The 26,191-nt window shown below is 62.6% G+C and carries 28 protein-coding genes and 1 tRNA gene; 13 read left to right on the top strand and 16 right to left on the bottom strand.

Annotation, left to right across the window (positions count from 1 at the left end; genetic code table 11):
* Positions 1 to 161 precede the first annotated feature (161 nt).
* A complete protein-coding gene (gene ubiG / locus CCR95_RS02095; RefSeq protein WP_201091420.1) occupies positions 162 to 914 on the top strand; it encodes a bifunctional 2-polyprenyl-6-hydroxyphenol methylase/3-demethylubiquinol 3-O-methyltransferase UbiG in 753 nt (250 codons plus the stop codon).
* A 150-nt stretch (positions 915 to 1,064) separates the two neighbouring features.
* Positions 1,065 to 1,247 (top strand): hypothetical protein, encoded by a 183-nt coding sequence (locus CCR95_RS02090; RefSeq protein WP_014777297.1) that lies wholly within the window; start codon positions 1,065 to 1,067, stop codon positions 1,245 to 1,247.
* A gap of 14 nt (positions 1,248 to 1,261) precedes the next feature.
* Here CCR95_RS02090 and CCR95_RS02085 read toward each other — a convergent pair whose 3' ends face one another.
* The 3 genes from CCR95_RS02085 to CCR95_RS02075 are packed head-to-tail and all read right to left on the bottom strand — an operon-like array spanning position 1,262 to position 3,570.
* Positions 1,262 to 2,731 carry a 2Fe-2S iron-sulfur cluster-binding protein gene (locus CCR95_RS02085; protein WP_201091418.1) on the bottom strand — a complete coding sequence of 490 codons (1,470 nt, stop codon included), beginning with the start codon at positions 2,729 to 2,731 and terminating at the stop codon, positions 1,262 to 1,264.
* A gap of 3 nt (positions 2,732 to 2,734) precedes the next feature.
* On the bottom strand, positions 2,735 to 3,244 hold the full coding sequence (locus CCR95_RS02080) for a DUF302 domain-containing protein (RefSeq protein WP_201091416.1): 510 nt from the start codon (positions 3,242 to 3,244) through the stop codon (positions 2,735 to 2,737).
* 35 nt (positions 3,245 to 3,279) lie between these two features.
* A complete protein-coding gene (locus CCR95_RS02075) occupies positions 3,280 to 3,570 on the bottom strand; it encodes a cupin domain-containing protein (protein ID WP_201091415.1) in 291 nt (96 codons plus the stop codon).
* A gap of 141 nt (positions 3,571 to 3,711) precedes the next feature.
* Here CCR95_RS02075 and pncC point away from each other — a divergent pair, with 141 nt between their 5' ends.
* Complete coding sequence (gene pncC, locus CCR95_RS02070) at positions 3,712 to 4,221, top strand: nicotinamide-nucleotide amidase (protein ID WP_201091414.1); 510 nt, start codon at positions 3,712 to 3,714, stop codon at positions 4,219 to 4,221.
* A gap of 74 nt (positions 4,222 to 4,295) precedes the next feature.
* On the opposite strand, the gene CCR95_RS02065 is transcribed toward pncC, so the two are convergent.
* The 4 genes from CCR95_RS02065 to CCR95_RS02050 all read right to left on the bottom strand — a co-directional run bounded on the left by CCR95_RS02065 (position 4,296) and on the right by CCR95_RS02050 (position 8,812).
* A complete protein-coding gene (locus CCR95_RS02065) occupies positions 4,296 to 4,637 on the bottom strand; it encodes a hypothetical protein (protein WP_201091413.1) in 342 nt (113 codons plus the stop codon).
* A gap of 335 nt (positions 4,638 to 4,972) precedes the next feature.
* On the bottom strand, positions 4,973 to 6,196 hold the full coding sequence (locus CCR95_RS02060) for an HD-GYP domain-containing protein (RefSeq protein WP_201091412.1): 1,224 nt from the start codon (positions 6,194 to 6,196) through the stop codon (positions 4,973 to 4,975).
* Between the two features lie 55 nt (positions 6,197 to 6,251).
* Positions 6,252 to 7,919, bottom strand: coding sequence for a DNA repair protein RecN (gene recN / locus CCR95_RS02055; RefSeq protein WP_201091411.1), 1,668 nt, complete (start codon positions 7,917 to 7,919; stop codon positions 6,252 to 6,254).
* Positions 7,913 to 8,812: an NAD(+) kinase gene (locus tag CCR95_RS02050; protein WP_201091410.1), complete on the bottom strand. Its 900-nt coding sequence runs from the start codon at positions 8,810 to 8,812 to the stop codon at positions 7,913 to 7,915. Before CCR95_RS02050 ends, recN begins: the two co-directional genes overlap by 7 nt.
* Positions 8,813 to 9,050: 238 nt before the next feature.
* Between CCR95_RS02050 and hrcA the strand changes: the two genes are divergently transcribed.
* The 5 genes from hrcA (at position 9,051) to dapB (ending at position 15,082) form a co-directional block, all read left to right on the top strand.
* Positions 9,051 to 10,103 carry a heat-inducible transcriptional repressor HrcA gene (gene hrcA, locus CCR95_RS02045; protein WP_201091409.1) on the top strand — a complete coding sequence of 351 codons (1,053 nt, stop codon included), beginning with the start codon at positions 9,051 to 9,053 and terminating at the stop codon, positions 10,101 to 10,103.
* A 110-nt stretch (positions 10,104 to 10,213) separates the two neighbouring features.
* On the top strand, positions 10,214 to 10,885 hold the full coding sequence (gene grpE, locus CCR95_RS02040) for a nucleotide exchange factor GrpE (protein ID WP_201091408.1): 672 nt from the start codon (positions 10,214 to 10,216) through the stop codon (positions 10,883 to 10,885).
* A 90-nt stretch (positions 10,886 to 10,975) separates the two neighbouring features.
* Positions 10,976 to 12,901 carry a molecular chaperone DnaK gene (gene dnaK, locus CCR95_RS02035; protein ID WP_201091405.1) on the top strand — a complete coding sequence of 642 codons (1,926 nt, stop codon included), beginning with the start codon at positions 10,976 to 10,978 and terminating at the stop codon, positions 12,899 to 12,901.
* A gap of 126 nt (positions 12,902 to 13,027) precedes the next feature.
* Positions 13,028 to 14,167, top strand: coding sequence for a molecular chaperone DnaJ (gene dnaJ / locus CCR95_RS02030; RefSeq protein WP_201091402.1), 1,140 nt, complete (start codon positions 13,028 to 13,030; stop codon positions 14,165 to 14,167).
* 99 nt (positions 14,168 to 14,266) lie between these two features.
* The gene (dapB, locus tag CCR95_RS02025; RefSeq protein ID WP_201091401.1) at positions 14,267 to 15,082 is read left to right on the top strand and encodes a 4-hydroxy-tetrahydrodipicolinate reductase; all 816 of its coding nucleotides are present in this window, start codon (positions 14,267 to 14,269) and stop codon (positions 15,080 to 15,082) included.
* Positions 15,083 to 15,257: 175 nt separating this feature from the next.
* Here dapB and CCR95_RS02020 read toward each other — a convergent pair whose 3' ends face one another.
* Entirely contained in the window at positions 15,258 to 15,644 is a 387-nt protein-coding gene (locus tag CCR95_RS02020) for a DUF3775 domain-containing protein (RefSeq protein ID WP_201091399.1), read from the bottom strand.
* Positions 15,645 to 15,890: 246 nt separating this feature from the next.
* On the opposite strand from CCR95_RS02020, the gene CCR95_RS02015 reads away from it, so the two are divergent.
* Positions 15,891 to 17,315: a c-type cytochrome gene (locus CCR95_RS02015; protein ID WP_242523008.1), complete on the top strand. Its 1,425-nt coding sequence runs from the start codon at positions 15,891 to 15,893 to the stop codon at positions 17,313 to 17,315.
* Positions 17,316 to 17,413: 98 nt separating this feature from the next.
* Positions 17,414 to 17,490 (top strand) — tRNA-Met (locus tag CCR95_RS02010).
* A 307-nt stretch (positions 17,491 to 17,797) separates the two neighbouring features.
* Here the strand turns inward: CCR95_RS02010 and CCR95_RS02005 are convergent.
* From CCR95_RS02005 to CCR95_RS01990, 4 genes are all read right to left on the bottom strand, one after another.
* A complete protein-coding gene (locus CCR95_RS02005; RefSeq protein WP_201091397.1) occupies positions 17,798 to 18,058 on the bottom strand; it encodes a CCDC90 family protein in 261 nt (86 codons plus the stop codon).
* Positions 18,059 to 18,078: 20 nt separating this feature from the next.
* Positions 18,079 to 18,450, bottom strand: a complete 372-nt coding sequence (locus tag CCR95_RS02000; RefSeq protein WP_201091395.1) for a CCDC90 family protein — start codon at positions 18,448 to 18,450, stop codon at positions 18,079 to 18,081.
* 45 nt (positions 18,451 to 18,495) lie between these two features.
* A complete protein-coding gene (locus tag CCR95_RS01995; RefSeq protein WP_201091394.1) occupies positions 18,496 to 19,824 on the bottom strand; it encodes a tyrosine-type recombinase/integrase in 1,329 nt (442 codons plus the stop codon).
* A 633-nt stretch (positions 19,825 to 20,457) separates the two neighbouring features.
* Complete coding sequence (locus CCR95_RS01990; protein WP_201091392.1) at positions 20,458 to 21,537, bottom strand: phospholipase A; 1,080 nt, start codon at positions 21,535 to 21,537, stop codon at positions 20,458 to 20,460.
* A gap of 350 nt (positions 21,538 to 21,887) precedes the next feature.
* Here CCR95_RS01990 and CCR95_RS01985 point away from each other — a divergent pair, with 350 nt between their 5' ends.
* The 3 genes from CCR95_RS01985 to CCR95_RS01975 are packed head-to-tail and all read left to right on the top strand — an operon-like array spanning position 21,888 to position 23,512.
* Positions 21,888 to 22,307: a PaaI family thioesterase gene (locus CCR95_RS01985; protein WP_201091389.1), complete on the top strand. Its 420-nt coding sequence runs from the start codon at positions 21,888 to 21,890 to the stop codon at positions 22,305 to 22,307.
* 30 nt (positions 22,308 to 22,337) lie between these two features.
* On the top strand, positions 22,338 to 23,093 hold the full coding sequence (locus tag CCR95_RS01980) for a competence/damage-inducible protein A (protein ID WP_201091387.1): 756 nt from the start codon (positions 22,338 to 22,340) through the stop codon (positions 23,091 to 23,093).
* Positions 23,093 to 23,512 (top strand): HIT domain-containing protein, encoded by a 420-nt coding sequence (locus tag CCR95_RS01975; protein ID WP_201091385.1) that lies wholly within the window; start codon positions 23,093 to 23,095, stop codon positions 23,510 to 23,512. Before CCR95_RS01980 ends, CCR95_RS01975 begins: the two co-directional genes overlap by 1 nt.
* A 63-nt stretch (positions 23,513 to 23,575) precedes the next feature.
* On the opposite strand, the gene CCR95_RS25085 is transcribed toward CCR95_RS01975, so the two are convergent.
* The 4 genes from CCR95_RS25085 to CCR95_RS01965 all read right to left on the bottom strand — a co-directional run.
* On the bottom strand, positions 23,576 to 23,803 hold the full coding sequence (locus tag CCR95_RS25085; protein ID WP_242523005.1) for a hypothetical protein: 228 nt from the start codon (positions 23,801 to 23,803) through the stop codon (positions 23,576 to 23,578).
* 90 nt (positions 23,804 to 23,893) lie between these two features.
* Entirely contained in the window at positions 23,894 to 24,757 is an 864-nt protein-coding gene (locus CCR95_RS25080; RefSeq protein WP_242523004.1) for a hypothetical protein, read from the bottom strand.
* The gene (locus tag CCR95_RS25075) at positions 24,754 to 25,278 is read right to left on the bottom strand and encodes an alpha-amylase family glycosyl hydrolase (protein WP_338115327.1); all 525 of its coding nucleotides are present in this window, start codon (positions 25,276 to 25,278) and stop codon (positions 24,754 to 24,756) included. The genes CCR95_RS25080 and CCR95_RS25075 overlap by 4 nt, the downstream gene beginning before the upstream one ends.
* Positions 25,279 to 25,370: 92 nt before the next feature.
* A partial coding sequence (locus CCR95_RS01965) for an IS5 family transposase (RefSeq protein ID WP_201091383.1) occupies positions 25,371 to 26,191 on the bottom strand: 821 nt, incomplete at its 5' end.

Genomic DNA, 26,191 nt, shown 5'->3' with positions numbered 1-26,191 from the left:
TCGGCCTCGCGACTGCCGCGGTTGCGGAATGCTAGACCCGAAGTCCCTGTAAACTCGATCGGTGGCGGGTCGAGCGACGGGTCGCTGCTGTCGAGCGGGTTGCAAAACTCCGTACTCAACACGATTTCAAGCGCATTCGCTCGTTCGCACCGGAGAATCCCATGAGTGCCGCGCAGTTGACCGCGTCGAGTATCGATCCGGATGAAGTCGCCTATTTTGAGCGTCTTGCTCATCGTTGGTGGGATACGGAGGGGCCATTCTGGCCGCTGCATCGTCTGAACGCCTTTCGGGTGGACTATATTCGCACGCGACTTGCCGCGGCATTCGGGCGCGATGCCGCCCTGGAGCGCCCTTTCGAGGGCTTGAATGTGCTCGATATCGGTTGCGGCGGCGGTATTCTGAGCGAGTCCCTGGCGCGCCTCGGCGCGCAGGTCACCGGCATCGAGATCACCGAAAAAAATGTTCGGGTGGCCGATCTGCATGCCCAGTGGAGCGGGCTCGAGATCGTATATCGGCTGGCGACGGTGGATCAACTGGTGCGCGAAGGCGCGCACTTCGACGCGGTGCTCAACATGGAGGTGATCGAGCATGTGGAGCAACTGCCGGCGTTTCTCGACGATTGCGCGCAACTGGTACGGCCGGGCGGGGTCATGTTCGTCGCCAGTATCAACCGTACCTTGGCGGCGCTGATGATGGCCATTCTCGGCGCCGAATACCTGTTGCGCTGGCTGCCTCGCGGTACCCACCATTTCCGCAAGCTCGTGCGTCCGCGCCAGGTGCTTGACCGGTTGGGCGAGCGGTTCGATTTGCTCCACAAGACCGGGGTGCGGGTCAATCCTTTCACGCGGGTCTTCGGCTTCAGCCGCTGGATGGGGGTGAACTATATGCTGCTGCTGCAAAGGCGTACGGTATAAGGATTTTTTAGTCAACATCGGTTGAATGAATGAGTTTCCACGCCTATTTTGCAGAAATCGCCTTAATCCAAGCGTGTCGGCGCATCGAACGGTGACGCCGGGAGAACGAGTAGTGGAGGATCGGCTGTCGTCGAAGTGAGGACTGAAGTGATGGAGACAAAACAACAAGAGTTTGAACGCTGGGTCGCGTTCATGGTTCGCGGCGATCTGGGGTATACCTATTTGCGACTCTATGCAGATGCCCCGCCCTGGGTGCGGGATATGGCCGTGAATCGTTTCGGCAAGGGAACCGTGTTCCTGCCGTCCCAGCAGTCCAGGCCGCAAGCGGCCTAAACTGCCCCGTCGGATCAGGTGTCCGTGTGTTCGAGCTTGATCCGCGCCTTCTCAATGCCCTGGTCGCGCAACAAGACAGCCGCGCGCTGGACAAGCTCCGCTGGACCGGCGAGGTAATACCGCCGTCCGCCGGGATCCGAATGATCGGCGCGCACCACGGCGATGACATCCTCGGGCTGGCCGCTCATGAGCGGGGTGAAGCTGAAGTTGTCCAGTGCGTCCTTGAGCGCCCGGCCCCAGTGAGCCTGATGATGGCCATCGGGATAGGTGGTGTCCCAATAGAGATGAAAGGATTCGATGAGATCGATGGAGACGGCGTGCTCGATCAGGCTCTTGATGGGCGCGATGCCGTCGCCGAAGGCGATCAGGATAGCCGGTTCCGGCGCGTCCTCGATGAGCACAAAATCGCCCTGGGGACCGGTGACGGTGACCAGATGGCCGGGGTGCAGGCTGTTGAAGACGTGCTCGGAGAAGGCGTCGTCCTGGCGTCTGACATAAAACCAGAGATTACGCCCATTGCAGGGACAGCTTGCGATGGACAATTCGCGCGTGGCGCCGTCTTCCAGCGTCAGATGCGCCCGCTGACCGGCCATGAAGCGCAGCGTGTGGGTGCGCGGTGTCTGGATGTTCAGGGCGATCAGGTCGGGCGAGAGTCGTTCGAGCTTGCGCAGGCTGGCCCGGATCTCCTGTTGCGGCAGGTCGTCGACCGACAGGGCTTCGGCGGCCTCGATGACCAGATCGGTGACGGCCGTTTGCGAGCAGGAGAGGAGGTAGCCCATCGACTTCTCGCGTTCGCTGATGACATAGTCGTGATCGCGGATCTTGCGGGTTTCGCCGCTGATCAGGCGAACCTTGCAGTCACCGCAATTGCCGCTGGAACAGCCATAACTCAGTTTGAGCCCGGCGCGCACCGACGCCTCCAGGATCGACTCGTTGCCCTCGACGAAAAAGTCGTGGCCGCTTGGGATCAGCTTGACGTTGGCTGCCATGATGCGCAGAAAGGTATCCTTGGCGAGAAGTTGGGCGTGCCCGTCGGGCGCGGGTTGGAGTGCGAGCTGGCGACGGGCGTCGTCGAACCAGTCATGGATCTCCCGTAGCCCCGCTGAAAGCTGCTCCGGGGGCTGCGTGGCGAGTCCCGCGAGCCGTGCGCCAACCTGATCCAGCAAGGCATCGGCGAGTTCGTTGGCCGCGATGCGTTCCGCCAGGGTTTCGCTTAGGCCGCGCAGACGCGACAGGAAGACCTCCGGGCTCGGCAGGACGGTTTCGCCCGCGTTGAGCTTGGGCAGAGCCTCGCGCTTGATGCGTTCGACCCGTTCCAGGGCATCGTCATTGGTCAGGCTCACCGCCGGATAGGCCCGCAGCAGATCCTCCACCGCCACCGCCCCCTCGAAGGTTGCGATCTCGCCGCGACGGATGCGGCGTTGCAGTTCGGCGCGGGTGACGCCGGCGAGACGGGCGGCGCGGGAGAGGCTCAGATAGGTCATGGATCAGAGATCTCCGCTGGCGCCCGCGGCCATGATCTCGTTCATGGTGTCGCGGACCTTGGTGGCGAGTTCCAGGAGCGTCGGCGGCAGATCGGCCATTTGAATCACCTTGTTCAGGTCCAGCGTCACCAGCCAGGGCTTGCCCGCCTGGTCCTCGATCAGGGTGATACGGCAGGGCAGATAGGCCGAAAAGTCCAGGTTCTCCGCGATCATTTGGGCGGCGATCCGGGCATCGCAGAACTGGAAGATCTCGATTCGCCCGGTGGGGACGCCCATGGCGTCCAGTTCCTGGGAGAGCGGCAGACGGGCGACCAGCTTGAAGTTCAGCGCATTGGCGCGCAGCAGCATGGAATCCACGGCGTCATCCGTGGACACGCCTTCCTCCAGCGGGAGTTTGTAGACGGTGTCGGCGATGGTCATGCCTTCCGCGTGGCTGGCGGAGACGGGCAGGAGCATCGGCAAGCAGGCGAGCAGAACCAGCCAAGGCGCGCGAATTCGGATGATTTTCCGCATGTCTTTTATCCTTCCTTATCGATGGTGTGGGGTTTTTATTGCGTTTCGTCGAAGCGGTAGTGTTTTTCCACCGGCTCCAGGATCTCCCAGACGCAGGAGAGACCGGCCGGAAAGCTGATTAGGTCGCCCCGGCCAAAGGTGAGCGGCTCGCCGCCGTCCGGCGTGACGACGAAGCGCCCGCGCTGTACGTAGCAGGTCTCGGTTTTTTCATAATGCCAGGGGAACGTGGACGGCTCTTTTTTCCAGAGCGGCCAGCCGTCGATCCCGAGTACCTCCAGTTTAGCGGGGGATGGCTTGTGCTCGCAGCGGATATTCAGGTCATTCATCGGTCGAAATCTCTCCAAAGCGTGAGGTCGGACGGTGGCGGTCGCGGTCTTGATAGTGCGGCTGTTCGGTGAGGTTTTCCAGACGACGAGTCGTCTGTGCAAGGGATTGTCTGCGTCACTGACTTCGGCGACACTCACGCCATGATCGATCGAATCGAAGACGAATCGCTTGAATCCATTGCCGCGCGTTTAGGCGAGCGGATGCTTCAACTCGGTCTCCGGCTGACGACCGCCGAATCCTGTACAGGCGGTTGGGTTGCAAAGACGGTCACCGACATCGCGGGCAGTAGCGCCTGGTTCGACCGTGGGTTTGTGACCTATAGCAATGCGGCAAAGCAGGAGATGCTCGGTGTCGCGTCGGAAACCCTGGACGCGCATGGTGCTGTCAGTGAGCCCGTGGCGAAAGAGATGGTTGCTGGCGCGCTGGCGCGGAGTCAGGCGGATACCGCCGTTGCGATCACTGGCATCGCCGGACCTGGCGGGGGTAGCGTCGATAAGCCGGTCGGCACCGTCTGGTTCGCTTGGGGGATGCCCGGTCAGCAGGTACTGACCGGGTGTGATCGATTCGATGGCGATCGTGACAGGGTGCGCCAGCAAGCGGTTCGGGTGGCGCTCGAAGGCTTGCTGGAACATCTGCGAGCGCGTGTCTGAACGCTGTTTTTACGCGCTTGCCAGGTAAGGACGATGATGTTGCCGTGACGGCACATCCTGCGGGCTTGCGCGCTTTACTGGGTCAGTGGCTGGCGTGTCTTCGGCGAGTCGATTGGGACGATATTCAAGGCATTCGTCATGACAAGCGTTAGGCGGCGCTGCAGTTCCGGTTGATCGCTCAGGGTGACCACCGTTGCGCCGATTCGCCGGAGACGCTCGTTCAGCATCCACAGCAGTGCGAGCCCGGAGTCGAAGACTCGATCGAGACGCGTCAGATCCATGATGCAGGTTCGCAGGCCGGCCGGGATGTCGGCGAAGACCCGGCAGGCGTCTTCCGAGATCGTCAGGTCGAGGTCGCCATGGAATAACAGATCAAGTCTGTCCTCGCTTGGAATGAATGACGTCATCATCGGCATGAAATCCCTCCTCGTGTGGAACGCGGCAATCCTGGGTGCATTGGCGTGGCCTTGCCGAACCGGCAAGCTTTGGCGCGAACGCGGTATCAATCCTTATAATGCTTTCATTTTTATTTTTATGAAATCGATCATGCCCCGCCGATCATCCTGGATGGCCGCTGGGTTAGGGCTGCTCGCAACAGTGCAAGTCCCACAGGACGTGGCCTAGCCGCCAAGTATTGTCTGTCATTGCTCGTTTGCCTAGTCCGTGCAGCTACTCTATCGCTCGTCGATTCGGAACAGGCGGATGCGCGGCGATGCACTCGCCACGCCTGCCAGGCCGGGCGCGGCTTCGGTTAGCCTGGGTACTGCAGCACCTTGACCGGATCGACGCGCCACTGCGCCGGCGACTCGGCGCTCTCGATCCGCTCCTCGGATCCCTTGCTCAAACGTGAGAGGTCCACGTCCCGCACGGTCAGATAGGTGCGTCGTCTGGCGTCCATGAAGACCCGCACGACCGGGTGGAACAGCCCTTTCCGGCCGGTTTCCACCACGACACCGAGCAGTCCGCTGCGCAGTCGTACCAGGGTTCCGACCGGATAGATGCCGACGCAGCGGATGAATTGCTGCACCAGATGCGCGTCGAAATGATGATGGCTCCATTCCAGCAGTTTGCGTAGCGCCTGATGAGGTTCCAGTGCCTTGTGATAGACGCGCTCGGTGGTGATGGCGTCATAGACATCGGCGATCGCGGCCATCTGCCCGTAAAGGGAGATGTCGGCGCCGGACTTGCGATTCGGATAACCGCTGCCGTCGATGCGTTCATGATGCTCGGCGGCCACCGCCAGGGCGATCGGCGGGATGCCCGGAACCTTAGTCAGGATGTCGCGGGTGTGGACCACATGGCCGCGCATGACGGTAAATTCCGCGTCGGTCAGTTGTCCCGGTTTGTTGAGGATCGCGGGGGGGATCAGAATCTTGCCGATGTCATGCAGGAGTGCGCCCAGTCCGATGTCATGGATCAACGCGCGCTCGATCTCCAGGGTGCGGGCAAAGGAGACCATGAGCACGGCGACATTGACCGAGTGCTCGAAGGTATACCGGCCCACGCGGCGGATGCGGGTGAGCGCCAGCAGGGCGTCCTGATTGCGAAAGATCGAGCCAACCATTTCGGTGACCAGCGGATTGACCTGCTCCAGATCGATCTGTTGGCCCAGGCGCGCATCCTCCATCAGACTGCTGACAATCCCGATCGCTTCGCTGTGAATCCGTTTTGCCTGATTGCGCTCCTCGGCCAGCGGGACCGCATGCTCCTCGCCCCCGCCGGTCCCGGCCACCTGGACCAGATCCTGTTCCAGCGCCTCCTCGACCTCGCTGGCGGTCGGGGCGAGCGAGACATCGAGTCCCTTGTCCGTATCGATGTAAATCTCGCGAATGCCCAACTGGCGAATCCGCTCCAGGCTTTTGTCCGCCTTGAGCAGAAAGCGATTCCGCATGAATCCATGATCCATCCAGTCGCAATTGAGATCTTGGATATACATGCCGAGTTGGAGTTGTTCGACCCCGATCTTCTTGATCATTCCATTCGCTCCTGACAGCGGAAAATGGCCGTGGATAAACGTCGCCGAGATCGGATCAGCGTCCCCAATTCAGCATCTCGCTGGCATGGTCGCGGGTGCGCGCGGTGATCTCGGTTCCGCCCAGCATGCGGGCGATCTCCTCGACGCGGTCCGTTGCGTCCAGGGGCTCGATGCGGGTATGCGTCTGACCGTCGAGGGTCTCCTTGCGGACCCGGAGCTGCGCGTGCGCCTGGGCGGCGACCTGGGGCAGGTGGGTAACGCAGAGAACCTGACGGGAGTCGCCGAGCTGATGGAGCAGTCGGCCGACGATCTCCGCCACGCCGCCGCCGATGCCGACATCGACCTCGTCGAACACCAGAGTGGGCACGCTGCCGCATTCGGCGGTCGCGACCTGAATGCCAAGACTGATCCGCGAGAGTTCGCCACCCGAGGCGACCTTCGCCAGAGGCTGCAGCGGTTGCCCCGGATTGGCGCTGACGAGAAAGTCGATGCGCTCCAGACCGCCGCTGCCGGCCCGCTCGCGCGGGAGCGGGTCGATCTGGACCGCGAAGCGTCCGCCAGCCATGCCAAGCTGCTGCATGGACGCGCTGACGGTCTCGGCGAGGCGGTCCGCGGTCGTGGTGCGGGCTTGGCTCAGGCGCTGGGCCAGGGTCAGGAAATCCTGCCAGGCGGTCTCATGCGATTCGCGCAGACCGGCCAGCGTGACATCGGCTTGTTCCAGATCGTTCAATTCAGCGCGCCGCTCGATCAACGTCTCCGGTAACCGCGAGGGAAAGACCCGATACTTGCGCGCCAGATCGTGAACCTGGGCGAGACGGGTTTCGACGGTCTCCAGCGCGGCCGGATCCAGATCCAGTCCGTCGAGATAATGGCGCAGACTGGCGGCGGCCTCGCCGGCATGAATGGCCGCCGTTTCCAGCAGTTCCCGGCTGTCGGCAAGCCCCGGATCGATGACCGCGAGTTCCGCGAGCTCGGCGGTCGCGGCACGTAGATGATCCTCGATCGAGGGTTCGGACTCCGCCAGGGTCTGCAGGACACGCGCGGCGGTCTCCTGCAGTCGGCCAAGATGGCTCAGACGCCGTTGTTCCTGGTCCAGCGACTCGATGTCGGCGGCGGTCATTCCGAGCGACTCCAGATCCTGGACCTGGAAACGCAGCAGATCGAGCCGCGCGGAACGTTCCTGAAAGGCCGTTTCCAGCGCGGCGAGTTTCTGATCGAGCGCGCGGAACTCCCGAAAGGTTTTCGCCACCGCATCCGCCAGAGGCCGATGGCCGCCATAGGCATCGAGCAGGTCGCGCTGGGCGTTGGCGCGCAGCAGGGACTGATGGGCGTGCTGACCGTGGATGTCCACCAGCAGATTGCCGAGATCGCGCAACTGCGCGCCGCTGGCCGGGCGACCGTTGATATAGGCGCGCGAACGCCCCTCGCGCACGATCAGCCGGCGCAGGATGCAGCCGCCCTCGTCGTCCAGTTCCTGTACGGCGAGCCAGTCGCGGGCGCCGGGGCAGGCGGCAAGGTCGAACTCGGCAAGAATCTCGGCACGCTCGCGGCCGGCGCGGATCATACCGACCTCGGCCTTGTCGCCCAGGGCCAGACTGAGCGCGTCGATCAGGATCGACTTGCCGGCGCCGGTCTCGCCGGTGAGCGCTGTCATGCCGCGCGGGCAGTCGAGTTCGAGTTGGCTGACGATGGCCAGATCCCGGACCTGGAGATGGGTCAGCATGGTTGTGCCCGCGTGGCGTGATGGCCGCCCCAGTGGAGCTTGGCGCGCATGATCTGGTAGTGATCGTGCCCCTTGGGATGGATCAGCCGGACCCGGTCCGGGTGACCGCTAATCCGCACCCAGGCGTCGGTCGGGAGTGGGAGCGCGGTCTGTCCGTCGCAGGTGACCTGGACGTGTCCCTGATCGTGCCCGCGCACCCGCACCTCGATGCGGCGGTCGCCGGGCACCACCAGCGGTCGGTTGCTCAGGTCGTGCGGACAGATGGGTACCAGCAGGATGGCGTCGAGCGCCGGATCGACCAGCGGACCGCCGCCGGACAGGGCATAGGCGGTGGAGCCAGTCGGGGTGGAGACGATCAGGCCGTCCGAGCGCTGGGCGTTGACGAAGACGCCATCGATATAGGTCTCGAATTCGATCATGCGCGCCGTGTTCCATTTATGGATCGCGACATCGTTGAGCGCCGTGTAAACCGGCCCTGCGGTTTGCTCGGTGACCACCGACGCCTGCAGCATGGAGCGGTGATCCGCTTCGTATTCGCCGGCCAGGATCCGGTCGAGGACCGCATCGATATCGCAGGGCGAGACATCGACCAGAAATCCCAGTCGGCCCAGATTGATGCCCATCAAGGGCACGCCACGCGCCGCAGTCGCGCGCGCGGTATGCAACAGGGTGCCATCGCCGCCCACCACCACGATCAGATCGCAGCGAGCGGCGAGTTCGGCGAGGGGGAGGGCGGTGCCGATGGGCGCGTCGAGCAGGTAGGAGCTCTCGGCATCGAGTAAACACGCCACCTCGCGCGAACGCAGATGATCGCTCAGACGCGCGAGGGTGCCACGCACCCGCTCGGGGTCGCCTTGCTTGGCAACGATGCCGACGGTCGTAAAATGCGGCATGGGATCTGAGTGGCATGGTGGCCGGCGGTGAAGACCGCGCAACGTTAGCATGGGGCGGCAATCGCGCCAAGACTGAATCGGCGAACGTGTGTGCGCAAGTGCGGGAGTCTTGACAGGCCCGGTCTCGATCCCTAAATTCAGGTGTTAGCACTCTCCGGTGGTGAGTGCTAAAATAGCGGCTCAGAAAGCTCATCTCCGGTTGACGATTCAAACCATTGTGATCGCTGGAAAATCGACATTGACATCCGAAACACGACCGACCGACAGCCCGGTCAGCGAGCGAGCGCTTCATTTTCTGAAAGCGCTGGTCGAGCGGTATATTCGAGAAGGTCAGCCGGTCGGCTCCCGTACCCTCGCGAAAGACACCGGGCTGGATCTGAGCCCGGCGACCGTCCGCAATGTCATGTCGGACCTGGAGGATCTGGGTCTGGTGGTGTCGCCCCATACCTCCGCGGGCCGGGTGCCGACCGTGGCCGGGTATCGGCTGTTCGTGAATTCGCTCCTGACCTGGCGCGCGCCCTCGGAGGACGATATCGCCTCGCTGCGCACGCGCTTCGATGTCCGCACGGATGCCAAATCGTTGATCGAGACGGCCTCGACGCTGCTGTCTGGCATCACGCATCTGGCTGGCGTGGTGATGCTGCCGCGCCATGAGCGCAATGTCTTTCGTCAAATCGAACTCCTGCCCCTCTCCGAAAAGCGGGTGCTGGCCATTTTGGTCACCAGCGAAGGGGAGGTGCACAACCGGATCATGGGTACGGAACGGTCTTTCACGCCGTCCCAGTTGGAACAGGCGTCGAATTATCTCAATCAGATGTTCACCGGCCAGGACATCGGCGAGGTTCGCAAGCGCCTGCTGGACGAGTTGAAGCACGCGCATGCCAGCATGGACCAGCAGATGATCCGCGCGGCGGCGCTGGCGCAGGAAGTCGTGGAGGCCGCCGAAAGCCGGGACGACTGCTTTATCGCCGGACAGACGAATCTGATGGAGTTTGGCGAGCTGGCGAGCATGGACCGGATCCGGCAGTTGTTCGATATCTTCAATCAGAAACGCGAAATTCTGCACATCCTCGACCGCTGTATCGCCGCGGAGGGTGTGCAGATTTTTATCGGCGAGGAGTCCGGGTACGCGCTCCTGGACGATTGCAGTCTCGTGACGACGAGCTATCGGGTCGATGATCGGGTGGTCGGCGTGCTCGGCGTCATCGGTCCGACCCGGATGGATTATCAGCGCGTGGTGCCGATCGTCGATGTCACCGCGCGGTTGCTGGCGGCGGCACTGCGCCAGTGAGGCGCCCGGCGCTGGCGCCGGGGCGTGCAAACAATCGAAATCATGCGAGCAGGCGACCCGGCGTCGAGAGCGACCGGGAGCATGCTCGTCCGCAGCCTTTGGAGGTCAACATGAACACGGATCCACATCGTATCGACCCAGAGCCGCCGGAATCGGCGGCCTCGGCGTCAGCGCTCCCCACTGGAGAGGAGTCGGCCAAGCGGGCGGCCGTCGATGCGTACATCAAGGCGTCGTCGGCGGATGTCTCGGAAACCCCCGAGGGTGGCGCGCCGGAGAGCGCCCCGCCCGCCGAGCCGTCGCTGCCATCGCTGGAGGAATTGGCCGCCGCGCTGAACGAGGTGCGCGCGGTGGCGGACGAAAATCGCGATCAGCTTCTGCGCGCGCGCGCCGAACTGGAAAACATCCGGCGCCGTCACTCCAACGAGCTTGAAAAGGCCCATAAATATGCCCTGGACAGCTTCGTGCGCGAACTGCTCCAGGTACGCGACAGCCTGGAATTGGGACATAGCGCGGCGCTGGAAGAGACGGTCAACATCGAAAAACTCCGCGAAGGCACCGAATTGACGCTGAAGCTGCTCGGCGACGTGATGGACAAGTTCGGGGTCGCGCCGGTCGAACCGCTGGAGCAGCCCTTCGATCCGGAATTCCATCAGGCCATTTCCACGCAGCCGCGCGCAGACCTGCCGCCGAATACCGTGGTGGCCGTCATTCAGAAGGGCTATACCCTGAATGGCCGGCTGGTGCGCCCGGCGCTGGTTCTGGTGTCTCAACAAGTCGCGTGATCGCCGGCTTGAATGGCGCGGGGTTTTCCCCAACTCACTGAACAATCTGGCGCCATCGCGCCACCAAAGACATTATCGGAGAATAGACTCATGGGAAAAATCATCGGTATCGATCTCGGCACGACCAACTCCTGCGTCGCCGTGATGGAAGGCGACAATGTGAAGGTCATCGAGAACGTCGAGGGCGATCGCACCACGCCCTCGATCATCGCCTACACCGGCGATGGCGAGGTGCTGGTCGGGCAGTCCGCCAAGCGGCAGTCGGTGACCAACCCCGCCAACACGCTCTTTGCGATCAAGCGCCTGATCGGGCGTCGCTATGAGGATCAGGTGGTCGCCAAGGACAAGGACATGGTCCCCTACAAGATCGTCAAGGCCGACAATGGCGACGCCTGGGTCGAGGTGAACGGGCGCAAGATGGCACCGCCCGAGATTTCGGCCAAGGTGTTGCAGAAGATGAAGAAGACCGCCGAGGACTATCTCGGAACCACGGTCACCGAGGCGGTCATCACCGTCCCGGCCTACTTCAACGACTCGCAGCGTCAGGCCACCAAGGACGCCGGGCGCATCGCCGGGCTGGAGGTCAAGCGCATCATCAACGAGCCGACCGCCGCCGCGCTCGCCTATGGCATGGACAAAAAACGCGGCGACCAGAAGATCGCCGTCTATGACCTGGGTGGCGGAACCTTCGACGTGTCCATCATCGAGATCGCCGAGATCGAAGGCGAGCATCAGTTCGAGGTGCTCTCCACCAACGGCGACACCTTCCTCGGCGGCGAGGACTTCGACATGCGGATCATCGACTTCCTGGTCGAGGATTTCAAAAAGTCGCAGGGCTTCGATCTGCGTAACGATCCGCTGGCCCTGCAACGGCTCAAGGAATCCGCCGAGAAGGCCAAGATCGAGCTATCGACGAGCCAGCAGACCGACATCAATCTGCCTTACATCACCGCCGATCAGACCGGTCCCAAGCATCTCAACGTCAAGCTGACGCGGGCCAAGCTGGAGTCGCTGGTCGATGAACTGGTCGACCGCACCATCGAGCCCTGCCGCATCGCGCTCAAGGATGCCGGACTCACCGCCGGGCAGATCGACGAGGTGATCCTGGTCGGCGGTCAGACCCGCATGCCCAAGGTTCAGGCCAAGGTCGAGGGCTTTTTTGGCAAGACTCCGCGCAAGGACGTCAACCCGGACGAAGCGGTTGCCATCGGCGCAGCCATCCAGGGCGGCGTGCTCGGCGGCGAGGTCAAAGACGTGTTGCTGCTCGACGTCACCCCGTTGTCGCTCGGCATCGAGACCCTCGGCGGCGTCATGACCAAGCTGATCGAGAAAAACACCACCATCCCGACCTCCGCCGGTCAGACCTTCTCGACCGCCGACGACAATCAGACCGCCGTCACCGTGCATGTCCTCCAGGGCGAGCGCGAGCGCGCCGTCGGCAACAAGTCGCTGGGGCGTTTCGATCTCAGCGACATCCCGCCCGCCCCGCGCGGCGTGCCGCAGGTCGAGGTCAAGTTCGACATCGACGCCAATGGTATTCTGAACGTCTCGGCCAAGGACAAGGCGACCGGCAAGGAACAATCCATCATCATCAAGGCATCCTCGGGTCTGTCCGAGGCCGAGATCGCCAAGATGGTCAAGGATGCCGAGGCCCATGCCGAGGAAGACCGTCAGTTCCATGAATTGGTCGCCGTGCGCAATCAGGCCGATTCCATGATTCATGCCACCCGCAAGTCGATGGATCAACTCGGGGACAAGATCGAGAGCGGCGAGAAGTCGTCCATCGAGTCGGCCATCAAGGAGCTGGAAGAGGCCATGAAGGGCGAGAACAAGGAGCGCATCGAGTCATTGACCAAGAGTCTGGGCGAGGTCTCCGGTAAGATGGCGGAACGGCTCTACGCGCAAGGCGGCGAGACCGCCGGTGCTGGCGCCGAGGAGAGCCAGACGCGGCAGGGCGGCTCCCAGGACGACGTGGTCGACGCGGAGTTCGAAGAGGTCAAAGACGACAAAAAATGAGCTTGATGGCTGGCCGACGGCCGCCAGTCACGAGGATGAAAGCGTACTGGCGCGCGGGTCGCCCGTGCGCTTTCTGTTTTGAAGGGGCTGGAGATTGGCCAGCCACTGGCGGTTGGACGTAAAGACATGGCAAAGCGCGACTATTACGAAGTTTTGGGGGTTCCACGCAACGCGAGCGAGGCCGACCTCAAGAAGGCGTTTCGACGGCTGGCGATGAAATATCATCCCGACCGCAACACCGGCGACGTGGATGCCGAGGCGAAGTTCAAGGAGGCCAAGCTGGCCCACGATGTCCTGAGCGACCCGAAAAAACGCTCGGCCTATGACCAGTTCGGTCATGCCGGCGTCGAGGCGGGCGCGGGCGGCTTTGGCGGCCCTGGCGATTTCGCCGGATCCGGCTCCTTCTCGGATATCTTCGGCGACGTTTTTGGCGATATTTTCGGCGGGCGCGCGGGCGGCGGACGCCGGACCCAGCGAGGCGTCGATCTGCGCTACGACCTGTCGCTCCCGCTCGAAGACGCGGTGAACGGTAAGGAAGTCAAGATTCGTCTCCCGACGCTGGTGGACTGCCAGTTCTGCGGCGGCAGCGGGGCCAAGCCGGGCACTCAGCCCAAGACCTGCACGACCTGCGGCGGGGTTGGCCAGGTGCGGATGCAGCAGGGATTTTTCTCGATTCAGCAGACCTGTCCCGAGTGCCGCGGCGCGGGTACCGTCATCGCTGAGCCGTGCAGTCACTGTCGGGGCCGTGGCCGGTTGCAGGAAGAAAAGACCCTGTCGGTCAAGGTGCCCGCAGGTGTCGATAACGGCGATCGCATCCGTCTCGCCGGCGAGGGCGAGCGCGGCGAGCAGGGCGGTCCGCCCGGCGATCTCTATGTGCAGATCCAGGTGTTGGATCACCCCATCTTTACCCGCGAGGAAAGCAATCTCTATTGTCAGGTGCCGATCGGCTTCGTCACCGCCGCCCTGGGCGGCGAGCTTGAGGTGCCGACCCTTGACGGCAAGGTCATGCTGAAGATTCCGGGCGGCACCCAGACCGGCAAGATGTTTCGGGTCCGCAACAAAGGCGTGAAACCGGTGCGCGGCGGACCGGTCGGGGATCTCATCTGTCGGGTCACGGTCGAGACCCCGGTCAACCTGACCGAGCGTCAGAAAGAACTGCTTCAGGAATTCGAGATCAGCGTGAAGGAGGGGGGATCGCACCACAATCCGCAGTCGCATTCCTGGCTGGATGGGGTCAAAAATTTCTTCGAGAAGATGGGGTTATAAGGAAGTTGTCAGTTGTCAGTTGTCAGTTGTCAGGTGACGCTTGCGGATGTTTTTCAGTACTGACGATGGGAAACCGCTTGAATGCGAGAAATGAACGGTATGAATGAAATCAGAATTGCCATCGCCGGCGCCGGCGGGCGCATGGGGCGTACTCTGGTGCAGGCCGTCACCGAGACCGAGGGGCTCGTCCTTGGCGCGGCGACCGAGCGCGCCGGCAGCTCGCTGCTCGGCGCGGATGCCGGGGAACTCGCGGGTGTCGGGCCTCTGGGCGTGGCAGTGGCGGCGGAACTGTCGGAGGTTCTCGATGATTTCGACGTACTGATCGATTTCACCGCGCCAGCGGTGACCATCGCTCATCTCGAACTCTGCCGCGCGGCGGGCCGGTGCATGGTCATCGGTACCACCGGACTCGATGAGACGCAGCGCGCGGCCATTGCCGCTGCTGGCGAGACGATCGGCATCGTCTTCGCCCCGAACATGAGCGTCGGCGTCAACCTCTGCTTCAAGCTGCTGGACATCGCCGCGCGGGTGCTCGGCGACGAGGTCGATATCGAGATCATCGAGGCGCACCATCGGCACAAGGTCGATGCGCCATCCGGCACCGCGCTGCGCATGGGCGAGGTGATCGCCGAGGCGCTCGGACGCGATCTCAAGGAGGTCGGGGTGTATGGCCGGGAAGGACACACCGGACCGCGCGAACGCCGAACGATCGGCTTCGAGACCATCCGCGCCGGGGATATCGTCGGCGAGCACAGCGTCTGGTTCGTCGCCGATGGCGAGCGGATCGAGATCGCGCACAAGGCGTCGAGCCGCATGAACTTCGCCCGTGGGGCCATGCGCGCCGCTAGCTGGATCGCCGGACGCGAGCGCGGTCTGTTCGATATGCAGGATGTGCTGGGGTTGCGGGCGTACTGATGATGCGGTCGGTCGCGGCTTGATATTAAGGCGATTTCTGGAAAAGACTTCACCGATTTCCCGTTCGTCCCGCCTGAAGCCGTTCGTGGTGAGGCCCTCGAACCACGAACGGCTTCAGGCGGGACGCCAGCTCTGTGCCACCTTTCCGGAAATCGCCGAATGTCTCGCATCGCGGTCAATCCTGGCAGGAATAGCCATGGGCGATCAGACCTTCCTCAAGATCGTCCGGGGCCGTCGGATGTCCGATCAGGTACGCCGCCGCGCTCAACGAGTATTCGCCGATCGCGTCGTCCACTGCGGCTTCCCATTCCTCCAGGCTATAATCGCCGCGCCCGAGCCACAGGAGCGCGACCAGTTCGGCACGCTGGCGCTGGCTCATCTCGCCGATGGCGCTGATCGTTTCGCGCAGGCTATAGTCCTCGCTGTGATCGGCGAGTACCTGGAGCGCCCAATCCTCGGAAGGACTGGCCGGCGTATCCGGTAGCACGACCTCCTCTTTGGCTTGAAATTCGCGGATTTTTGCGATGATGTAGCAGATGGATTCGAGTTTGATATGGAGCATCGCTCTGGGGCTCTTCGACAGTTGCAGGCATCCCAGGTGCATGACAGGAATACCTGATTTCTTGCGGTGTGAGTTTACTACGATTGACGTCGTCTCCAGGACCGCTTGCGTCAAGGATCTGATCTTCGGATCGTTGGCCAAGCGATGGCGATGAGTCGGTCCGCCGTTGGATTCAGGCCGGTCGCCGCTCCGACAGGCGAGGGGAAGAATCCGATCATGGGGCTGCGCCAAAGGATCCGCCGATCCTTGGCATGGTTTGGCGTGCTCGGCACGCTTGCGTTGCCAACGATCATGACCGGCTGCGACCGCGGCCCTCGCGAGCATGATGGGATCTTCAAGGCCGAGGTCGGTCGCGTTCCCGCGTCGCCCCAGCGGCCGGGCGATCCTGACAAGGGCTACGAGGCTTTGATTAACCGCTCGGTCGTTACCTGCGGATTGCCCTATCGGGTCTATCGGAAACACGCTGGCACCCGCCCGCCGGTCCCCGGTCAGCAGTTTCCGGGCCGCACCGGCCGGAATGCGGAACTGCCGTACATGCTGACGGCCCATGTCGCCCAATCCGGTGTCGAGCTGGTCACGTCCAATTGTCTGGGCTGTCATGCCGCGACCTTCAATGGTGAACTCGTCATGGGACTCGGCAACGAGTTTCTCGATATGACGGTCGATCCACTGCGCGTAGTCGAAGAACTTGGCGGCCTCATGGCTGATGGCGTGGAGGCCGCCGAATGGCGTCGCTGGGCGGCGCGCGTCACGGTCATTGCCGACGACATGATGACCGAGACAGTCGGCGTGAACGCCGCGCGGAATCCTACCCTGGCCCTCATGGCTCACCGCGATCCCAGGACACTTGCCTGGTCCGACGAACCCCTGATCGAACCGCCCCCCGAGAGACCGCTGCCGGTCAGCGTTCCGCCCTGGTGGAACCTCGGCAAGAAGCACGCGCTTTTCTACAACGCCGAAGGGCGGGGCGACCATGCGCGCCAGATGATGCTGGCCGCGATCCTCTGTACCGATTCGGTGGAGGAGGCCGCGGACATCGATGTCTGGTTCGTCGATGTCCGCGCCTATCTGGCGACTCTGAAGCCACCCGAGTATCCGTTTCCCATCGATCAGGGGCTCGCGGAGCAGGGCAGGGGGATCTTTCAGGGCAAGTGCAAGGCATGCCACGGTCTTCACGGAGAGGATGGGCGCTATCCCAATCGCGTCATCGCACTCGGCAAGATCAAGACGGATCCAGCGTTAGCGCGCCAGGGATTCGGCGAGTCGGATCGGTTCCTAAAATGGTTTCAGAACTCCTTTTACGGCCAAGGATCCCAGGCCGCACCAGCCCTCGGCTATATCGCCCCGCCGCTCGACGGCGTCTGGGCCACCGCGCCCTATCTGCACAATGGCTCTGTCCCCACCCTCGCGGCCCTGCTCGACAGCCGATCGCGACCAACCTATTGGGCGTTCGACCGCGAAGGCGACGCCAGACCCGTCTACGATCAGGGTCAACTCGGCTGGGCCTATCGGACCCTGAAGCAGGGCAAGGCCGGCGCCATGAGTTGGGACGAGCGCAACCGAATCTACGACACCCGCCTGGCAGGGTATGGCAACCAAGGGCACGCCTTTGCCGACGGGCTCTCTGTCGCGGCACGAGCGGCGTTACTCGAATATCTAAAAACGTTTTAAAATCAATTATTAAATCTGAATAAGCAGGCGTCTTCCAGTGAAATGCCAAATTAAGGCTTGCAAGAGTTCGGATGCATATATATTATTAGCAGCTCAGTTGCGGGGTGGAGCAGTCAGGCAGCTCGTCGGGCTCATAACCCGAAGGTCGTAGGTTCAAATCCTGCCCCCGCTACCATATAAAACAAAGGCTTAGAGGTTACCCCTCTAAGCCTTTTTTCGTTGCGTGACTGAAATGTCAGCGATATGTCAGCGCTGGGAATCAATGCGGGCGGTCGCTCGGATAAGTGAGGATTTCTCACATTTGGCCGGATCCTCCCAGCGCAGGCGAGGGGGATCGCGCTTGATTCGTGTAGGTGTCGCGATCTTTCCAGATCGATGGGATAAACTTCGTTTCAGCCATTGCCGAACCTCTGCATCAGATCGGTGAAGGTCAGGGCCTCGAAACGGGTGGTGCCGTCTCGGGGCCTGTTGTTGTCCGGGGGTCAGAGCAGCTTGACGAGGGCGGCGATCAGGGCGGCCTGGGCAAGCAACAAGCCGGCGAGCCACTTGATGATGTCGGCCTTGGCCGCTTCGATTTTGGTTTCCACATCCGCGACGCGCAGATTCAGATAATCGCGCGTCACCAGTTCCTCGCTGGTCGCGTCGCGAAAGGCGACCGCGAAGGCTTCAGCTTGGCTGTCGGGGATGCCCGCGTCTTTGAGGGTGCGGGCGAATTTCAGGGTGTCGAAAGTGATGGTGGTCATGGTCTGTGCCTCGGTGGTGTCTAGATCAGCTTGGCGACCTTCATCAAGACGCCGATGACGACGGTGGCTTGCAGGATTCCCACGCCGATGACCCAGCGGGTCAGGTCGGCTTTCGTTTCCGACAGCCGCGCTTCGAGCTTCAATTCCGATTCGCGGATGTCGCGCTTCAATTCAACGCGCAAGGCTTCAATGTCCCGCGTGAGATCCGCGCGAACGCCCGCGATGTCGCGCCGCAGATTGTTTTCATGCTCGACCGCTTCAGCCTTGGTCACGATTTGGCGCTCCAGAACCTCGGCCAAGGCGCGGGCCTGAGCCTCGGCTTGTTGCTCGCTGAAGCCGCCAGCTTTGAGCTTGGTGGCATAGTCCAGGGTATCGAGAATCAATGTGGTCATGATGTGGCGCTCATGTCATGTCAAGTCACGTCAGTCTATCCCGTTCTACTTCACGCGACGCAGCGGTGCCTCGGTCCGGTCCGCTGTCGGTTGGGGGATCCCTGCCTGCTCCAGAATCCAGCCTTCCAGATTGGTATGCCATTGGCGCAGCAGGTCCAGCGGGCGGCGGCGGTAGTGCTTTTCGGCGGTGGCGCTGGGCTTGTGCCCCTGGATCTGCGCGACGATCCCCACGGGCATCTCGACCCACTCAGACAGCGTACCGAACGAACGACGCAGACCGTGAAGGCTGAGTGCGGGGAGGCCGGCGGTCGTGAGCGCGCGGTTATGCGGGATGCGTGGCTCTTGGAGATATCCGGCGGCGGCGGCCGGGCTACTGAAAACCCATTCGTTGCGCCGGGGCAGGGCAGACAGCAGGGACGCGACATAGGGCGTCAAAGGAATGATGCGCTCGCCCTCCACCTTGTCGCGGATCGTGAGGCTGTTCCATTGGAAGTCGACGTTCGCCCACGTCAGGGTCGCAATCTCGTTGCGGCGGGCGCCAGTCAGCAAGAGCGTTTGCAGGTAGGCGGCGATCACAGGGTTGTCGAGTCGACGCACGGCGGCGAACCATGAAGGCAACTGCTCGCGCTGGAGCACGTCGTCCTTGGCACGTTTGGCGGGCAGCAGCTCCTTGACCGCGCGATGCTCGCAGGCGGCCGGCTCGGCGATGCCTTGGAGCGACGGCTGTTCTTCGCACCAGCCAAGAAAGGTCTTGAAGGCGCCGAACGCATGGCGGGCCTGGGTCGGTCGGACGGCGGTCTCGGATTTCAGCCAGGTGCGCAAGGTCGCGGCGGTGATCTCGATCAGGCGCATTGTCATCAGCGGCGCCAGCGGGCCGGCATTGGTCAGGGTCTTGCCTCGCTTCTTCGCCTCCCCGCCTTCGCGCGCCAAGTTGGTGTGATCGAAGCGATAGCGATCACACCACGCGTGGGAGCGGTCGACGAGATAGGCTTGCCAGGCGTCCCGGACCGTGACGGCCTGTCGTTGGGCCTCCAGATCCGCTGCATCGGCCTGTCGCTTGGCATCGATCTTTCTGGCCGTGACCCGTGCCAGTTGTTCGGCTTTGTGGTCGCGTGGGTCGGTACCCTGATCGATCAACATTTGCAGGCGCCGGGCCTCTGCTCTGGCCTTGTCGATATCCAGCGTCCGCACATCGCCGATAGCGACCCTTACCTGTTTGTCGTTGACGCGCGAATTGAAGATGAACGCCTTGGATCGGGAGGTGGTTCTGACGCCAAGTCCTGGTGCGTCGGAATCCCACAGATAGATCTGTTTGCCGGGCGGCGGGTGTGAAATATCGCGGATTCTGCCGGCGGTCAGTTTGATTGACGCCATAACCCGAAGGTCCCGTGTCAGCAATGTGTCAGCAGATTATGAAGCGCGAACTAACGCCGATAAACCCCCACTTTTTAAATCTCATAACCCGAAGGTCGTAGGTTCAAATCCTGCCCCCGCTACCATAAAAAAACAAAGGCTTAGAGGTTGTCACTCTAAGCCTTTTTTCGTTGCATGGCTGAAATGTCAGCTCCAGGAATCAATGCGGGCGATGGGTTAAAAAGCTGGCTCCACTGGCGGATCGATCAACAAACGAAGCGCCTTCACTGCAAGGTTGTGTCTGAGCGGACCACTAATTTCGGCGTTACTGGTCGTTAAATCTTGCCTAGGCTGGGATGCGTAATTTTTCCTATTCTGGATCGAGCGTCGTTTTCGTCCAGAGGCGGTCGGCAACCGTCGACGGATCGGCGTTGATCCTGTGCGCAAAGTCGCACACCCGGGCAATCGACTCCGCCGCGGCGGCATGGCAATGGATCATCCCACAGCACAGTGACGGGGCCGTGAACCCGGTCAACCGAAGCCGATCTCCGGGACGCGATCCGGCGTTTCGAGGAACGCGAGAGCGGCTGTCCGGTCAAGGTTTCCGGTGACCGAGCCTGGCAAGTCAAACAGGAGGTCGCGATGGCATGCGGCTTAAAGCTGATCGTTTAGGGTGACCCCGATACCGATCGCGTTCTGCTTCCAGTTGTAATCGATCAGGCTGTCTCCGTAACCGGTGAATGCCTGGACATACCCGCGCAATGGACCGAGCAGCGGGGGCGTGGTCCAGGAAAACTGGGCGGCGCCCTTGTCGGTTTCAAGGTTGCCGCGACCCATGAGCGAGAAGCTGTGTCCACGCCACTGATAGATGGCGGTGATATCGCCATGGCCGTAGTAGTCGAGGATGTCCGGATTGTCGTCATCCCCCTCGTCTTCCGCCAAGCGATACCAGGGCCGGATCAGCAACGCGAAATTGCCGCGCTCGATCCCGAATTCCGCGATGAGCCGATCCCAACTTCGCGAGATCGGGTCGGCGCGTCCGTTGGACTGGTGGGTGTAGCCGAAGTTGAACAACCGCCAATGGAAGCCGCCGAATTCGACATCGGGCCGGAAACTCGCCATCAACTCAGGCATGTAATTGTTTTCGCGGAAAGGGCGCGAGACCTCGTCGTTGTAGACCTGCCACTGACTTTGCTGGGTGTAAGCCGCCCAGATCCCGAAGCGCCGATTGTCGGTCGCCCACAGGCGCGCCTTGAAGCTGATCTGAAATCGCGCCTCTGCCGAGTCCAGTTCCACGTCCGGATCCTGGGTCGTCGCGAACAGGGTCTGGAATGGCGCATTGTTCGGACGGCTGGAATAGCGCGCGAATTGCAAATAATTGGGCCGATGGAAGGCGATGGTGTAGCGCTCGGAGTCGGGGGCGAAGCCCCAGGCGGCATCGATCGGCGATGACGGGGCGGATGCGTCCGTGTCGAACGAGTCGGAGGCGGACGCAGGAGCCGCCAGGGCCGTCATCGCGGCGCGTTCCGATTCCGGGTCTGGCGCAGGGACTGAGACGCTCGCGCTGATGCGGTCATAGCAGGCAAGCCGCTCCCGGTTGGACGTGATGGCCGCGCAGTCGCCGATGCCCGGCGGTGGAGTCCGCGCGAAGGCGGGCGCACCGAGCGCCGGGACGATCCCAAGCATGGCCACCAGTAAGGTCGCCGAACGGTGTCGAGATAAAGGTTTGATCATGCGCAAATTGTCTCAGTGAACTAAAAAGACCCAAAGAGGGTACCCAGCACGATGACCGCCGCCAGGGCGACCGTCGCGATATCGAAAGAGCTTTTCTTGCGAGCGGAACCGCAGACCGCGAGCAGGGTGACCACGGCGCCATTGTGCGGGAGGCTTTCTGTCCTCGGTCACGGGAAAGGCGCGGGTCGGTTGACGGATGCGATAGACATCGAACGTGATAACCGGGCGTGGGGGCGGGTCAGGCCAGCAGTCGACTCAAATGAGCCATCTCGACGCGGAAATTCTCGTGCGCCAGGCGAGCAGGAATTATCCTGTCGAGCCCGCTTCTTTTTTCGTCTCCATGCCATTTTATGAACGCTGCACAAATTCACAACTTTTTCCGCAATGACCGCTTTGCCGCGCATGTCGGGATCGAATTGCTGGAGGTCGCGCCCGGTCGCGCGCGCGCCCGGCTGGAGATCGACGACCGGCACCTGAACGCCGTGGGGGTGGCCCATGGCGCGGCCATCTTCAGCCTGGCGGACCTGGTCTTTGCCGTCGCGTCCAACTCGCATGGCACGGTGGCGCTGGGGGTGAATGTCTCGGTTTCCTTTATGAAGGCGGCACGGCGCGGCATGCTGACCGCCGAAGCGGAGGAGGTGTCCATCAACCCGAAACTCGCGACCTATCTCATCCGCGTCCTCGATGAGGAAGAGAGCCTGATCGCGCTCTTTCAGGGGACGGTCTACCGCAAGCGCGACACGCTCGACGCGTCTCTCCCGTCCGCGTAACGGCGCAAGCCGCCACTGCACAGGTGCAACATGAGCGACGAACTTGACATCGATCCCGTCCGTTTCGGTCTGATCGTCATCGCCGACGAGGTGCTCAAGGGCGAGCGGATCGACCGCCATCTGACCGCCTTCAAGTCGCTGCTCGGCGGGCGCGGACATGAACTGGCCTGGCACTGGCTGCTGCCGGACGAGCCGGATGCGCTCACGGCGCATCTGCGCTTTTCGATGGGGCGGCCGGATCCGGTCTTTGTCTGCGGCGGCATCGGCGCGACGCCGGACGATCACACCCGCGCCTGTGCCGCGGCGGCGGCGCATGTCGCGCTGGTGCGTCATCCGGAAGCGGCGACGCTGATTGAAGACAGGTTCGGCGCCGAAACCTATCCCCACCGCATCCTGATGGCGGATCTGCCGGACGGCGCCGAGTTGATCCCGAATCCGGTCAACCGGATCCCCGGTTTCTCGCTCTGCCGGCACTGGTTCCTCCCCGGCTTTCCGAAAATGGCCTGGCCGATGGCCGAATGGGTGCTGGAGCGGCGGTTCGGCCGCGCCGCCGTGCTGCGGGAAATGGCCGTGGAAGTGCGCGGCATCCCCGAGAGCGGTCTGATTCCGTTGATGCGGCATCTGGAGCAGGAGTTTCCGGAACTCAAGCTGTTTAGCCTGCCGCACCTGGGCGAGGATCCGCAGATCCTGCTTGGGTTCCGGGGCCGCGCCGGGCTGGAGGAGGGGATGGCCGCGCTGCGTCGGGAACTCGACCGCGCGTCGCTCGCGTATTCCGAGCCGTCCTGATGTCCGGGTTTGCGCTTCACCCCCGTCTTGCCGCCGATACCCATCGGCTGGCCGAGTCTCCCGACAGCCTTCTGTTGCTGATGAACCATGCGCTGGTGCCCTGGTTCATTCTGGTGCCCAAGACCCAGGAGCTTGAACTGCATCGGCTGGAGTTTGGGATGCGCCAGCGGGTGCGCGACGAAATGGATGCGGTCGCGGGCTTGCTGGAAGCGGAATTTCGACCCGATAAACTCAACATCGCCACGATCGGCAACCTCGTGCCTCAGTTACACATCCATTTGATCGGGCGCTTCCGACACGATTTCTGCTGGCCCAACCCGGTCTGGGGCCGGCCGGAACGACAGATCTATGAGGCATCGGAGGTCGCGCGGATGCGCGAACGGGTGTGCGCCCTGTCGAGTCATGGATTCCTGATCTGATGGATTAAGGCTGCCGCGGGCACCGGCAGCGGATTTCTGAACCCGCGCCGCAACGCTCCAGGCTCACAGCAACTCCAGGATCCCCTGAAGGGGAATCGCCGCCCACTCGGGTCGGTTATGCAACTCGTACCGGATCTCATAGAGCGCCTTGCGCAGCAGGAAATGTCTGATCAGGGCCGCCGTCGGCTCGGCTTCGGGCGGATAGAGCCGCTTGCCAGTCGCGGTCTCGCGGTAGGCGCTCAGGAAGCGTTCGCTCATGGCACGGCTCCAGTGCGCGAGCGGATCGGCCATGCGTTCGCGCTCCGCGGGATGACTCTGCGATCTCAGGATGCGCGCGCGCGACCGCATATCGAAAAGAGCGGAGCATTCCGGCGACATCGATCAATGGACATTCCTTGACGTGCCCGGCCTTCGGGCGACTGGCCGGCTCGCCCTCGAAGTCGATGATGACGACGTCGTTGCCGACAACCAGCACCTGACCAAGATGCAGATGCCATGACAGCGGATCTTGAGCAGGTCAAGCCCCGGCGGAAGCGGATCCATGATTTGCGCCAGCAGCGGTTCGCGTCGGGCCAGCAGTTCCTCGCCCAGTCCAGGCGCCGGCTCGGCAAGGTTCTTCAGTTGCGCTTCCAGCCGCGCCAGGGTCTCCAGCGCATCCGCGCGCAACCGCGCGCGCCAGGCATCCAGATCGGCGGCCGTGACCGGCTCCGGCTCGAAGGCCGGATCGACGCCGGGCCGGGCGAGCGCCTGATGCAACTCAGCGAGACGCCGGCCCAGGGTGTCGACCAGGGTCGCATAGCTGATCTGCGCCAGATCGGCGTCCCTGTCCTCGATACGATCACCGTAGGCATCGCTAAGCCGTCCCAGCAGATCGAGCGTGAAGCCCCACAACTCGCCTTGATTCGGGACATACTTCTGGAGCACGGCGAGGGTGGTCGTGATGCCATCCTCGCCGCGAACATCCAGCGTCCCGGCCAGTGGCACGATGCCTGGAAAGGGCGAAACATCGGTCAGAAAGCGCCCCACCTCGATCTCGGAACTGAGCCCCGGCCGCAGCCGTCGATAGATTTTCAAAAAGAGTCGGCTATCGAGAATTGCCGCGCTATAAGAGCGATCGAGCGGTTGCCGGATCTCTTGCGTCGCCGCGATGTCCGCGGCGAGCCGCGCCATGGCGGTGGTCGGCTGAAACACCAGGGTTCCGACATCCAGCGGGAGTTCGCCGCCGTCCCGAATCGCGGCCATCATCTCCCAGGCGAAACGCGCGTCCGCCAGGGCGTCGCACAGGATTTGTGATTGAGATCGGGCTGATGCGAGAAAAAACGGTGCCAGTAATATTGCTGAGCCAGGGGATCCCAGGCCCAGTTCGAGGTTTCGGTATCCGTGAAGATGATGCGCGTTTGCGCAAAGCGCCGATCGTCATCGCTCCAGACATAAAAGTCGCGCTTCCGCGATCCTTTTGGCGCCCGGCGCGCGGCCTGAAACCAGGGATGCTGGTCGGAGGTATGGTTGATGATCAGTTCGGTGATAACGCGCAAACCATACCGATGGGCGGCGCTGACGAAATGGCGGAAATCGCGGCGGCTGCCGTAGCGTGGATTGACGTTGCGATAATCGGCGATGTCGTAACCGTCATCGCGCATGGGCGAAGGATAGAACGGCAGTAACCAGATGGTGTTGACGCCCAGATCGCGGACATAATCGAGCTTCTGCGTCAGCCCGCGAAAATCGCCGGTGCCGTCCCCATCGGTATCGAAGAACGCCTTCACATGGGTTTGATAGATGATGGCATCCTTGTACCAAAGCAGGGGCGTTGGTGCATAAAGAACCAGAAGGGCAGAATTCCCCTTTCCCCATTTTCTCAGGACGCAGTGACCCCAACTCGCACCGAAACTGGCATTCCCAGGTAGGTCATCCTGTTCATGGCCGCGATCCGCGCATGAACCTCGTTCACCTGGGCGTCGAAAAGGCGTGAGGCCACTCCCACCCCGAAGAGTTGCTTGAGGCGGTACATGGCGTTTTCGGCGATGCTGCGATGGTGGTAGCCCGTGTCTTTTTTCCACTGCGCCAGTCCCTTCTCCTGGATCTCGTCGAGTGCCTGCGTGCGTGGATGATCGGCGTCCCAGGCCACCGCGTTTTCCCGAGGCGGGACGACCAACGTGGCTTGGTGTTCCGCCGCCACCGCAGACGCCTCGCGGGTATCGTCGGCCCCATCGGCATCGATCTGTTCAATGACCCCGTCGACCTGATCGATGAGTTCCCGAAAGACTTCGCCATCCGTCCAAGCGGGCGTCGTGACCGCCACGCCAAGGACGTCCTTGGCGTGGGTGTCGACCGCCAAATGGACCTTGATCCAGGTGCGCCGCTTCCCGGCGCCGTGTTGGCGCACCTTCCATTCCCCCTCGCCAAACACCTTCAACCCGGTGGAATCCACCACCATATGGATTGGCCCTGTGCGCTTCTGACGGGGGATCTGGACCGTCAAGCCTCTGGCACGACGCGACAGGTGCGTGTGATCCGGGATCGACAGGTCCAACCCCATTAGGCGCATCAGGGAACGGCCAAACCCTTCCAGCGAGCGAGACGGCAAGTGGAACACTTGCGTCAACACCAACAACGTCTGAATGGACCAGTCCGAGTCGCGCCAGGGCGCACCCCGCTTGCCCGTTGGCTCAGGCGTCC

The organism is Thiocystis minor, from assembly GCF_016653465.1.
Lineage (GTDB): Bacteria > Pseudomonadota > Gammaproteobacteria > Chromatiales > Chromatiaceae > Chromatium > Chromatium minus.
The sequence above is the reverse complement of the archived record's forward strand: the minus strand, read 5'-3'. Positions and strand labels throughout refer to the sequence as shown.